Below are 11804 nucleotides of genomic sequence, written 5' to 3' on the forward strand. Positions count from 1 at the left end.
CCTCCATGCTCTCCGCGATGTCCCGCCTGTGGCAGACAGTCCGACCCATCCGCTTCCGCCTCGCGCTCGGCCTGCTCAGCGCCCTGGCCGCCTCGATCGTGGCGCTGCTGATCCCGCAGGTCCTGGAGGCAGTGGTGAACCGCCTCGAGCTCGCGCCGACGGCCGCCGCCGTCTGGACGGGCGGAGCGATCGTGATCGGCCTCGGGCTCGTGGAGGCCGCGCTGATCTACCTGCGGCGCGTGTTCGCGGTCGCCCCCTCGACGATGATCGAGAAGGGCATGCGCACGCGGTTCTACCGCACGGTGCAGCACATGCCGATCGCATTCCACGACGCCTGGGGCTCCGGCCAGCTGCTCAGCCGCATGATGAGCGACATCTCCTCGATCCGCCGCTGGGTCGCGTTCGGCATGATCATGGTCGTGACCAGCGTCGTCACGATCGTCGCGGGCATCGTGCTGCTGTTCCGCTCGAGCGCGCTGCTCGCGGGCATCTTCCTGCTGGCCGCGATCCCGGTGGTGGTGATCGCCTATCGCTTCAACCGCACCTACTCCACGCTCTCGCGCCTCTCGCAGGATCAGAACGGCGACCTCGCCACCACGATCGAGCAGTCGGTGCAGGGCATCCGCGTGCTGAAGGCCTTCGGCCGCGGCGACACGGCGCTGGAGGGCTTCACCGACCAGGCCGAGGAGCTGCGCACCACGGAGGTCCGCAAGGCGACCTCGATGGCCCGATTCGACATGTCGATGTTCATGCTCCCCGAGGTCGCCCTCGGCGTCGCGCTGCTCGTCGGCCTGCACCAGACCGCGGCGGGCGCGATGAACGTCGGCCAGCTCGCCTCCTACTTCGCGACCGCCGCGCTGGTGGTGAACCCGGTGCGGATGCTCGGGATGCTGCTCGGCCAGGCGGTCAACACCACCACCGCCCTGAACCGCCACTACGAGGTGATGGATGCCGAGAACACCATCGCCTCCCCCGCCGATCCCGTCGCGGTCGATCTCGACCGCGCCCGCGGGGAGGTGGAGCTGCGCGGCGTGCGCTTCCGCTACGCCGATTCGCCGGAGCGCATGCCCGATCTGATCGCCGGCGCCGATCTGCACATCCGCCCCGGAGAGACGATGGCGCTCGTCGGCATCACCGGCAGCGGCAAGTCGACCCTGCTGCAGCTGATCCCGCGCCTGTACGATGTCACCGGCGGCGCCATCACGATCGACGGCGTCGACGTGCGCGCGATGGCGCTGACGGACCTGCGCACTCTCACCGCGTTCGCCTTCGAGGAGGCGACGCTGTTCTCCGGCTCCGTGCGCAGCAACGTCATGACCGGGGCCGACGCGTCCCTCAGCCCGGAGGCGGCCGACGACCTCCTGCGCCTGGCGCTGGAGACGGCCGACGCCGGCTTCGCCTTCGACCTCCCCGACGGCCTTGAGACCCGCATCGGCGAGGAGGGCATGAGTCTCTCGGGCGGGCAGCGCCAGCGCATCGCGCTCGCCCGCGCGATCGCGGCGCGCCCCGCGGTGCTGCTGCTGGATGACCCGCTCTCCGCTCTGGACACGAAGACCGAGGAGCGCGTCACCGCGCGGCTGCGCGAGGTGCTCGCGGGCACGACCACGCTGATCGTCGCCCACCGCACCTCGACGGTCGCGCTCGCCGATCGTGTGGCGCTGATGGAGGCGGGCCGGATCACCGCCGTCGGCACGCACCAGGAGCTGATGCGCAGCTCCGCCCGCTACCGGCACGTCATGGCCAGCACCGAGGAGATCGCCCGATGAGCGCCGCCGCCCCCGCCCCCGTGCGCGAGGAGGACGCCGAGCAGCGCACCCTCAGCACCGCCGAGAACCGCCAGGCGCGCCGACGCTCCTTCGCCCTGCTGCGTGAGCTGATCTCCCCGGTCAAGGGCGCCTTCCTCGCGATGAGCGTGATGGTCGTGATCGCGCAGGCAGCCGTCGTCGCGCCGCCCGCGATCATCGCCTGGGGTATCGATGCGGGGCTGCCCGCGCTGATGGCCGGGGACGGCCGGCCCGCGCTGCTCGCCGCCGCCGCGCACATCACCTGCGCGATCGTCGGCGGAGTGCTGACGTTCGGGTACGTGCGCCAGGGGACGGTCGTCGGCCAGCAGATGCTGCTCGCGCTGCGGCGGAAGGTCTTCCGCTTCACGCAGAAGCAGGATCTCGCCTTCCATGAGCGCTACACCTCGGGCCGGATCGTCTCGCGCCAGACCTCCGACATGGAGGCGCTGCGGGAGCTGCTCGACTTCGGGGTCGACATCATCGTCGGCTCGAGCCTGTCGATGGTGTTCACGATCATCCTGATCGTGACGATGGACTGGGTGACCGGCGTGGTCATGCTGCTCATGCTGATCCCGGGCGTGGCGCTGACCGTGTGGTTCCAGAAGCGCTCGCGCGAGCAGTACCGCGCGATCCGCACCCACTCGGCGCGGCTGATCGTGCACTTCGTGGAGGCGATGAGCGGCATCCGCGCCGTGCAGGCCTTCCGCACCGAGCGCCGCGACGCGGCGGAGTTCGACACCCTCGCCCAGGACTACCGCGACGCCTCGCTGCGCTCGATCCAGGTGTTCGGCATCTACCAGCCGGCCCTGCGCATCCTCGCGAACACCACCATCGCGGTGGTGCTGCTGGTGGGCGGATTCCGCGTGCTCGAGGGGGATCTGAACGTCGGCGTGCTGGTGGCGCTCGTGCTCTATGCGCGCCGATTCTTCCTGCCGATCGATGAGCTCGCGAACTTCTACAACTCCTTCCAGTCGGGCATCTCGGCGCTCGAGAAGATCGCGCAGCTGCTCGCCGAGGCCCCGCACGTGAGGGAGCCCGAGCAGCCCGTGGCCCTGCCCCGCGCGCAGGGGCGCATCGACTTCGAGAACGTCTCCTTCCGCTACTCCAAGGGCGGGCCGCTCGTGCTGAAGCCGCTGGACCTCGAGATCCCGGCGGGGCAGACGGTCGCGCTCGTCGGCCAGACGGGCGCCGGGAAGTCCACGGTCGCGAAGCTCATCTCGCGCTTCTACGACGCGAGCGCGGGGTACGTGCGCCTGGACGGCGTGGACCTGCGCGAGATCTCCGCGGCCGACCGCACCCGCGCGATCGTCATGGTCACGCAGGAGGCCTACCTGTTCTCGGGCACCGTGGCCGACAACATCGCCCTCGGCAAGCCCGGCGCGAGCCGCGAGGAGATCGAGGCGGCCGCGCGCGCGATCGGGGCCGACGAGTTCATCCGTGCCCTGCCCGACGGCTACGACACCGACGTGCACAAGCGCGGCGGGCGCGTCTCGGCCGGTCAGCGCCAGCTGATCTCCTTCGCGCGCGCCTTCCTCGCCGATCCCGCGGTGCTCATCCTCGACGAGGCGACCAGCTCCCTGGACATCCCCAGCGAGCGGCTCGTGCAGGAGGGGCTGACGCGGCTGCTCGGCGCGCGGACCGCGCTGATCATCGCCCACCGCCTCTCGACCGTGATGATCGCCGACCGCGTGCTCGTGGTGCACGACGGCGAGGTCGTCGAGGACGGCTCCCCCGCCGCGCTCATCGAGGCCGGCGGCCGCTTCGCCGCGCTCCACGGAGCGTGGCAGGACTCGCTGTAGGAGCAGCTCAGAGCCCGACGATCTCCACCATCGGTTTCCGCTTCAACTGCTGCAGGAAGCCGCTCTCCCCGTCGGCCCAGGTCGAGACGGTGACCACGACGGGATTCACCTCGCGGCGCAACCGCTTGCGCGCATCGTCCACGGCGTCCTCCAGCGCGGCCCTGTCCACGGAATCTCCCACGACGAGAACATCCAGATCCGTCGGATCGGGTCCTGGTTCACCGTGCATCCTGGCCGCATACGAACCATAGAGGTGCGCCTCGACCACGCCGGGAACGCTGTGGATAACCTCCCTCAGCACGGGAAGAGGGCCGTAGGCATAGGTGAGGATCTCCCCCAGCGGAGCGAACAGCGGATGCTGCGCGTTGACACGGACGTACCTGTTCCTACCTCTCGTCCGATCGAGCACGAAGCCCGACTCGAGCAGACGGGCCAGCTCCCGCGACACAGTCGCCGGCGAGACCGCGATCTTCGCCGCGAGCTCCGCGCCGGTCAGCTCGGCATCGGGATGGAGCCAGAGCTCCGCCAGGAGCAGGCCCTGGGCGTCGGAACGCAGGATCGGAGCGAGGAGCGGCACCGCTGATTTCATGACGTGAACGATATCGTGCATCTATTGCAGCGGTGAGGCGCGAGCGGCCTGTCTCGCGGCTCGCGCCGCAATCATCCGGCCCCCGCCCGCCTGAGAGAATGCCTCCACCGGATGCCGACGTCCGCAGGAGGCCGCCCATGATCACGCTCGCACTGGTCATCGCCCTGCTCGCGGTCACGGTGGTGTGCGTCGCGATCGGCGAGCGCGTGCACCTGCCGTACCCGATCCTCATGCTGATCGCGTCCTCCGCGATGGCGAGCATCCCCGGCCTGCCGCACCTGGTGATCGACTCACACCTGATCCTGCCGCTGCTGCTGCCCCCGCTGCTGTTCGCGACGGCCCAGCAGACGAGCTGGACGGTGTTCCGCTACCGCTGGCGCACCCTGCTGTTCCTCGCCGTCGGCATGACCGCGGTGACCGCGGCGCTGGTCGCGGGCGCGGTGTGGATGATGGTGCCGGGGATCGCGCTGCCGCTGGCGATCATGGTCGGCGCGATGGTCGCCCCGCCCGACCCGATCGCGGTGGAGGCCGTCGCGGGCCCCGCGAAGATGCCGCGCCGCCTGGTCTCGATGCTGCAGACCGAGGGCCTGTTCAACGACGCGGTCGCGATCGTCCTGTTCACCGCGGCGCTGCACGCGCTGTCCCGCGGGGAGCGGATCGGCTGGGGACTGATCCCCGAGTTCCTCATCGGCGCGGCGATCGCGGTGCTCGTGGGCCTCCTGCTCGGCTTCCTCTACCGGCTCGGCACGCGGGTGGTGACGACGACCGCCGCGCGCACCGCGATGAGCGTGGTCGTCCCCTTCGCCGCCTACATGCTCGCCGAGGAGGTCCACGCCTCGGGCGTCATCGCGGTGGTGGTCACGGCGCTGGAGACGAAGCGCCGCGCGCGCGTGGAGGACTCCGAGGCCCGCATCTCCCGGGCGACCTTCTGGGACGTGGCGAACCTGCTGGTCACGGGCATCGCCTTCGGGCTGATGGGGATGCAGCTGCGCGACGTGGTCGTCGCCGAGGGCTGGGCTGTGCTCGACTACCTGCCGCTCGCCGCGACGGTGTGCGTGCTGGTGATCGCCGTGCGCGCGATCGGCATGGTGCTGATCCGGCCCGTCGCCCACATCGACTCCGGAGACCTGCTGGGCTGGAAGGACTCGCTCGTGCTCACCTGGTGCGGGATGCGCGGGCTGGCGACCCTCGCGCTCGCGCTCGCGATCCCGGTGGTCGACGAGACCGGCGCCGCGATCGAGAACCGCAACCTGATGATCATCGTCGCGGCCTCCGTGCTCGTGGTGACGCTCGTGCCGACGGGCCTCGGCCTCGGCACCCTGCTGCGGGCCCTGCGCCTGCAGGACGACGGCACCGTCACCGCGCTCGAGATCGCCGAGCTCACCGCCCGCGCCCGCGGCGCCGCCCTGCGCGCGATCGAGGAGCGCTTCGGCGGCACCGGCGAGCTCACCGAGAAGCAGATGACGGCCCTGCGCGATCGCTTCCGCTCCCTGCGCAAGGAGCTCGACACCACCACGATGGCGCAGGAGGTCATCGCGGCCGACGGGTCCGGCGTCGCCGGGACCAGCGGCGGAGCCTCCGCCGCGACCGACCGCCACCAGCGCGAACTGGCGCGCGCGAAGTTCATGCGCCGCGGGCGCGAGGTGATGGTCGCCGCGCAGACCGTGGGCCTGGACGCCGCGCGCGCGGAGGTGCTCGATGCGCGCTCGGAGAAGGGCGTGGACCCGCATGCGGCCGACGCCGTGCTGCGCCAGCTCGACCTGCAGATGCTCGCCGCACCTCCCGCGACGGGCCACGCCGGAGGGCACGGGGTGGGGCGGCACTGAGCGGGATGACATTGAGGCGGGCCTGAGCGCCGGAGCGATCTGCCCGTCACAGACATTAACGTTCTTTATGCGATACCAAAGCAGTGGGATTAGCGTGGGAGCGCAGTGCGGAGCTCCGGGATTCCGGAGCGTCGCGCACGCTCCCTCATCGCTCCCACCCGAAGGCCCACGCCATGCCCTCCTCCTCAGTGCTCGACTCCTCCTCAGCAACCGACCCGCCCGGCTTCGCCCCCTCCACTGAGCCCGCACCCGCCCCCGGCAGTGCGCGCTCCCGCCGCGACCTGCCCGCAACCCTCGTCGGCAGCGCCGTCGAGGTGTTCGATTGGACGATCTACTCGACGTTCGCCGCGTTCTTCGCGGCCTCCTTCTTCGGGTCCGACGAGGGCCGCGGCGCGTACCTGAGCACGCTGATCGTCTTCGCGGTCGGCTTCATCGCCCGCCCGATCGGCAGCCTCGCCTTCGGGGCGATCTCCGACGTCTTCGGCCGGCGCACCTCGCTGCTCGCGACCTCCGCGACCGCTCTGCTCGGCACCCTGCTCATCGCCTTCGCACCCACGATCCAGACGATCGGTGCGGGAGCGGGCATCCTCCTCATCGTCGCGCGCGTGATCCAGGGGCTCGCCCACGGCGGCGAGCAGCCCGCGGCCGGCGCCTACATCTCCGAGATCGCCCCGCCTCGCAGCCGCGGCGCCTGGTCGAGCCTGATCTACGTCTCGATCGTCGCGGGGAGCCTGGTCGGCACCCTGCTCGGCGCAGTGCTCGCCGCGACCGTCGGCCCCGAGGCGCTGACCGCGTGGGCGTGGCGCATCCCCTTCGTGCTCGCCGGCGCCGGCAGCCTGCTCGCCCTCGCGCTCGTCTGGCGGGTGCGGGAGACCGCAGTGTTCGCCGAGACCGCGCAGCGGTCCCGGCGGCCGAACCTCCTGCGCGAGATGGCGCGCTCCTGGCGCCCCGCCCTGCAGATCATCGGCCTCACCCTCGGCATCACGATCGCGTTCCAGAACTGGGCGGCGATGGTCGGCTTCCACATCGCCGTCTTCCGCTCCGAGCCCGGAACCGTGCTGTGGGCCGCGGTCGGCGCGAACGTACTGGCCCTGATCGCGCTGCCCCTGTGGGGCCGGCTCTCCGACCGCATCGGCCGCAAGCCCGTCGTGCTCATCGGGCTCGTCGGGGTGGCCGTCTCGACCTGGCCGCTGATGCTTCTGCTGGACGGCTCGTGGCAGCGGATGGCGCTCGGGATGGGGATCAGCATGGTGCTGCTCAGCGCGCCCCTGTCGATCCTGCCGGCGCTGATGGCCGAGCTCGTCCCGACGTCCATCCGCACCGTCGGCGTCGGCTTCAGCTACGCGCTCGCCACCGCGATCTTCGGCGGCACCGTCCCCGCGCTGCAGGCCTGGATCGGCCAGAGCTGGGGCCCGCAGGCCTTCGGCCTCTACGTCGCGCTCGCGGCGCTGATCTCCACGGCCGTCGCCCTGACGATCCGCGAGACCCGCGGGGCCGACCTCTCCGAGCACCCCGCAGCCGCCCCCACCACGAATGAGGTTCCCGCATGAGCACCACCGACCATCTCGCCGCCGAGGTCGGCGCCCGCGGCGAGTTCCGCCGCCAGGGCAACGCCTTCACCAGCCCCTTCGGGGACGGTCCCGGAGAGCTGCCCGTCGAGGCCGGCCGCTATCGCCTGATCGTCGGGAACCTGTGCCCGTGGGCGCACCGCCAGCTGATCGTGCGCGAGGTCCTCGGCCTGCAGGACGTGATCTCGGTGGGCACCGTGGATCCGATCCGCGGGGAGGACGGCTGGGAGTTCACTCTCGATCCGGGCGGCGTCGACCCGGTGCTCGGCATCCACGAGCTGCGCGAGGCCTACCTCAAGGCCGACCCCGGGTACAGCGGGCGCCCGACGGTCCCGGCGGTCGTGGACCTGACGACGGGCGCCGTCGTCAACAACGACTATCCGCGGCTCTCCCATCACTTCGAGCTCGCGTGGCGGGACCTCCAGGCGCCGGATGCCCCGGATCTCTACCCGGAGGAGCTGCGCGCCGAGGCCGACGCCCTCGCCGAGGTCATCTTCCACCGGGTGAACAACGGCGTGTACCGCGCCGGCTTCGCCCGCACGCAGGAGGCGTACGAGGAGGCCTACGCCGAGCTGTTCGAGACGCTCGACGCCCTCGAGGAGCGCTTGGCGACCCGCCGCTTCCTGCTCGGGGACCACATCACCGACGTCGACGTGCGCCTGTGGGTGACGCTGGTGCGCTTCGACGCCGCCTACCACGGGGCGTTCCACTGCAACCGCCAGCGCCTCACGGAGTTCCCGCACCTGTGGGGATACGCGCGGGACCTGTTCCAGACCCCCGGCTTCGGCTCGACCACGAACTTCGACCACATCAAGCGCCACTACTACTCGATCCCGGTGGTGCGCTCGGAGTTCGGGATCACGCCCGTCGGACCCGACGAGGCGCCCTGGAGCACGCCGCACGGCCGCGAGGCCCTCTCCTCCTCCCCCGACCGCTTCCGCCGCCACGTCGGCGCCCCGACTCCCTCGACCGCCACGGAGGCATGACATGACCACCCCCGCTCCCGCCATCAGCGAGACCACCCGCGAGACCGACGGCCGCGGCGGCTTCACCCGCCAGTCCAACAGCTTCGAGACGCCGTTCGGCGACGGGCCGGGCGAGCTGCCCGTGGAGGCGGGCCGCTACCGCCTGATCGTCGCCGGGATCTGCCCCTGGGCGCACCGCCAGCTGATCGTGCGGGAGGTGCTGGGCCTGCAGGATGCGATCTCGGTGGGCACGGTCGATCCGCGCCGCACCCCGGACGGCTGGGTCTTCGGCCTCGACCCCGACGGCCGCGACCCGGCCCTCGGGATCACGCACCTCATCGACGCGTACCGCGCCGCCGATCCGGACTACGACAAGCGCGGCACTGTGCCTGCGGTCGTCGACGTGGCCACGGGCGCCGTGGTCAACAACGACTACCACCGCCTGTCGAACTGGTTCGAGACCGCCTGGAAGCCGCTGCAGGCGCCGGATGCGCCCGACCTCTACCCCGAGCAGCTGCGCGGCGCCATCGACGAGCTGAACGAATGGCTGTTCCACACCGTCAACAACGGCGTGTACAAGTGCGGCTTCGCGACCTCCCAGGAGGCCTACGAGGCCGCGTACGACGCCCTGTTCGCGGGGCTCGACGCGCTCGAGGAGCGTCTCGCGGACCGCCGGTTCCTGCACGGCGATCACGTCACCGATTCCGACGTGCGCCTGTTCGTGACGCTCGCCCGCTTCGATGCCGCCTACTACGGCGGCTTCAAGGCGAACCGCCAGCGCCTCGTGGACTTCACGCACCTGTGGGCCTATGCGCGGGACCTCTACCAGCTGCCCGGCTTCGGCTCCACCACCGACTTCGAGGCGATCAAGACCGGCTACTTCGGCAGCCCGGGTGTCACCGGCGAGGCGGGGATCATCCCCAAGGGGCCGGACACGTCGGGCTGGAGCGAGCCCGCTGGCCGCGAGGACCTCAGCGGCGGGAAGCCCGCGTTCCAGCGGGCCTGAGGGCGGGCCGACGACCGAGGGGCTGGCCGACCAACGAGGGGCTGGGCTGCGCGAGCTGCTCAGCCCCTCACTCGGTCTCCCACGGCAGGCGCACGATGGGCAGCACGAGGATCCGCCCCTGGATGGCGGTGGGATGGCCGGCCATGTACTGGGCGGCCTCGTCGAGGGAGGCGGCGGTGATGACGTCGAACCCGACCACGCGCTCGCTCGAGCCGGGGACGGCGGACGGTTCGATGCGGGTCTCCCCGCCGCGGACGGTGACTGCGCACGACTGCGCCGCGGGGCCGACGGGCCCGCCGTCCAGCAGCCGCCCGGCCGCGTCGCCGTCGGTAGCCCAGCGCTCGAGGAGGCGCCGGTCCTCCTCGCCGGGCAGCGACGTGCCGGTGGAATCGGTGAGGTGGAGGATCAGGTAGCGAGTGGTCATGGGGTCACCGTAGGGGTCAGATCACGCCCTGGGAACCCAGCAGGGAGCCCACCAGGAAGGTGACGGCGAGCGCGAGCGCCCCGCCGATCACCACGCGCATCGCCGCTCGCAGCTTCGATCCGCCGCCGATGCCGGCCGCGACGGCCCCCGTGATCGCGAGCGCCAGCAGCGTCGCCGCGAAGGTGACGGGGATGCGCACGCTCGCCGGCGGCAGGAGGATCGCAGCCATCGGCAGGATCGCACCGATGAAGAACGCAGCGAAGGAGGCGCCCGCGGCGGCCCAGGCGCTGACCAGCTCCTCGTCGTCCACCGCATGGCCCTTGGCGCGCCGGTCCAGCAGGGCATCGCGCTGGCTGGAGACGGAGACGTACTCGCCCAGCGCCATCGAGACCGCCCCGCCGATCACGGCGGCGGCGCCCGCCGTGAGGATCGGGCCGATCTGAGCGGTCGCTCCCGCGACGCCGACGACGACCGCCGCCACCGACACGATGCCGTCGTTCGCACCCAGCACCGCGGCGCGCAGCTGGTTCAGCCGGCCCGCGAGGTTCTCCGGATCTCCAGCGGGGGCGGGGGCGGGAGCGTCGGTGATCTCAGAAGCAGTCATGGACACAGAGAACACGGCCCGGCGCGCGCCCACAAGGAAGCGAAGGGTGGCCTCACCTGGGGAAATGCCCCACAGGCGGGCCCGGTGAGGCCACACATCCCTGCTGCGCAGGGAGCACCTGCCGACGCCTTCGAACATCGGCTCATCTCCGCAGAGCGGAGCACCACCGACTCTGCCACAACGACGACGAGGTTCACTTCCTCCCACCATGCAAAATGTTGGATGGGGTCGGGTACGTAGGGCGGGGCAAGCGCGCAGGCGATCGCTGTGCTAGATTCAAGGCTCTTCACGAACGAGGGTGTAGCGCGGGTCTGAACCCTCCGGCTTCGAGCAGCGACCGAGCGATGTAGTGGGTGAGGTTGCGGAAGCCGAGGGCGGAGCCGCGGAGGTGTTCGAGTCGCCCGTTGATGGCCTCGGTCGGGCCGTTGCTGGTGCCGGGGCGGTCGAAGAACGCGAGGATGTCGCCCGCCCGCTGCTTCATGGTCCGGCCGAGCTTGCGGACCTCGACGAGCGCCGCGGGAACGCCGCTGCTGATCGCAGCGATCACCTCCTGCATCATCGCCTTCGCTTTCTTCTTGTCGGGCTCCCGGTAGGCCGCGACGATGCGCTGGTAGATGCCCCAGGTCGCCTCGACCTCGACGTGCTCCTCGCTCGCGAACACTGCGTCCAGGCGTGCCCGCTGCCGGTCGGTGAGCAGGCTCGCCCCGGTGTGCAGGGTGCGGCGGGCTTTGTAGAGCGGGTCGCCCTTGAGCCCGCGGTGACCGGTGGTGTCTTGCTGGACCCGACGCCGGCAGACATCCAGCGCGTCGCCGGCGAGGCGGACCACGTGGAACGGGTCCATGACGGGGACGGCGTCGGGGAGTTCCTCGGCGGCAGCGGTCTTGAACCCGGCGAAGCCGTCCATCGCGACCACCTCGATCCGCTTCGCCCAGTCCGCAGGGCGGGCGGCGAGCCACTGCTTGAACACCGCCTTGGAGCGGCCCTCGACCATGTCCAGCAGCCTCGCCGGCCCGGTCTTGTTCCTCGCGGGCGTGAGGTCGATGATCACGGTGACGTACTTGTCGCCCAGCCTCGTGTGTCGCCAGACGTGCTCGTCGACACCGATCGTGGTGACCCTGGGCCGCCCCCGTTGTTAGGTCCGGTCTCTGTGTGAGTCGTCGGGTTCCATTTCGTGGGTGCAGTGGCGAGCATAGTCGGCCGGGGTGAGGTAGCCCAGCGCCGAGTGGCGTCGCACGGTGT

The 11804-nt window shown here is 71.2% G+C and carries 9 protein-coding genes and 1 pseudogene; 6 read left to right on the forward strand and 4 right to left on the reverse strand.

The features are described 5' to 3' along the window. The first annotated feature begins 5 nt into the window (after window positions 1–5). Both Bequi_RS07805 and Bequi_RS07810 read left to right on the forward strand, forming a co-directional pair. Window positions 6–1766 (forward strand): ABC transporter ATP-binding protein, encoded by a 1761-nt coding sequence (locus Bequi_RS07805; protein ID WP_249737375.1) that lies wholly within the window; start codon window positions 6–8, stop codon window positions 1764–1766. Then, entirely contained in the window at window positions 1763–3583 is a 1821-nt protein-coding gene (locus tag Bequi_RS07810) for an ABC transporter ATP-binding protein (protein ID WP_249737376.1), read from the forward strand. The genes Bequi_RS07805 and Bequi_RS07810 overlap by 4 nt, the downstream gene beginning before the upstream one ends. A 7-nt stretch (window positions 3584–3590) precedes the next feature. Here Bequi_RS07810 and Bequi_RS07815 read toward each other — a convergent pair whose 3' ends face one another. Further along, complete coding sequence (locus Bequi_RS07815) at window positions 3591–4172, reverse strand: MarR family transcriptional regulator (protein WP_249737377.1); 582 nt, start codon at window positions 4170–4172, stop codon at window positions 3591–3593. A gap of 137 nt (window positions 4173–4309) precedes the next feature. Here Bequi_RS07815 and Bequi_RS07820 point away from each other — a divergent pair, with 137 nt between their 5' ends. The 4 genes from Bequi_RS07820 to Bequi_RS07835 all read left to right on the forward strand — a co-directional run bounded on the left by Bequi_RS07820 (window position 4310) and on the right by Bequi_RS07835 (window position 9537). After that, a complete protein-coding gene (locus Bequi_RS07820) occupies window positions 4310–5998 on the forward strand; it encodes a cation:proton antiporter (RefSeq protein WP_249737378.1) in 1689 nt (562 codons plus the stop codon). 173 nt (window positions 5999–6171) lie between these two features. Then, window positions 6172–7548, forward strand: a complete 1377-nt coding sequence (locus Bequi_RS07825; protein ID WP_283774729.1) for an MFS transporter — start codon at window positions 6172–6174, stop codon at window positions 7546–7548. Continuing rightward, window positions 7545–8552, forward strand: a complete 1008-nt coding sequence (locus Bequi_RS07830; protein WP_249737380.1) for a glutathione S-transferase family protein — start codon at window positions 7545–7547, stop codon at window positions 8550–8552. The genes Bequi_RS07825 and Bequi_RS07830 overlap by 4 nt, the downstream gene beginning before the upstream one ends. Before the next feature lies 1 nt (window position 8553). Continuing rightward, the gene (locus tag Bequi_RS07835) at window positions 8554–9537 is read left to right on the forward strand and encodes a glutathione S-transferase family protein (RefSeq protein ID WP_249737381.1); all 984 of its coding nucleotides are present in this window, start codon (window positions 8554–8556) and stop codon (window positions 9535–9537) included. 67 nt (window positions 9538–9604) lie between these two features. Here Bequi_RS07835 and Bequi_RS07840 read toward each other — a convergent pair whose 3' ends face one another. From Bequi_RS07840 to Bequi_RS07850, 3 genes and pseudogenes are all read right to left on the reverse strand, one after another. After that, entirely contained in the window at window positions 9605–9961 is a 357-nt protein-coding gene (locus Bequi_RS07840) for a YciI family protein (protein WP_249737382.1), read from the reverse strand. Window positions 9962–9977: 16 nt separating this feature from the next. Beyond that, window positions 9978–10565, reverse strand: a complete 588-nt coding sequence (locus Bequi_RS07845; protein WP_249737383.1) for a VIT1/CCC1 transporter family protein — start codon at window positions 10563–10565, stop codon at window positions 9978–9980. A 286-nt stretch (window positions 10566–10851) separates the two neighbouring features. Then, window positions 10852–11679: pseudogene (locus tag Bequi_RS07850) on the reverse strand (ISL3 family transposase); the annotation flags it as partial. Window positions 11680–11804 lie beyond the last annotated feature (125 nt).

The organism is Brachybacterium equifaecis (genome assembly GCF_023509525.1).
GTDB classification, from domain to species: domain Bacteria; phylum Actinomycetota; class Actinomycetes; order Actinomycetales; family Dermabacteraceae; genus Brachybacterium; species Brachybacterium equifaecis.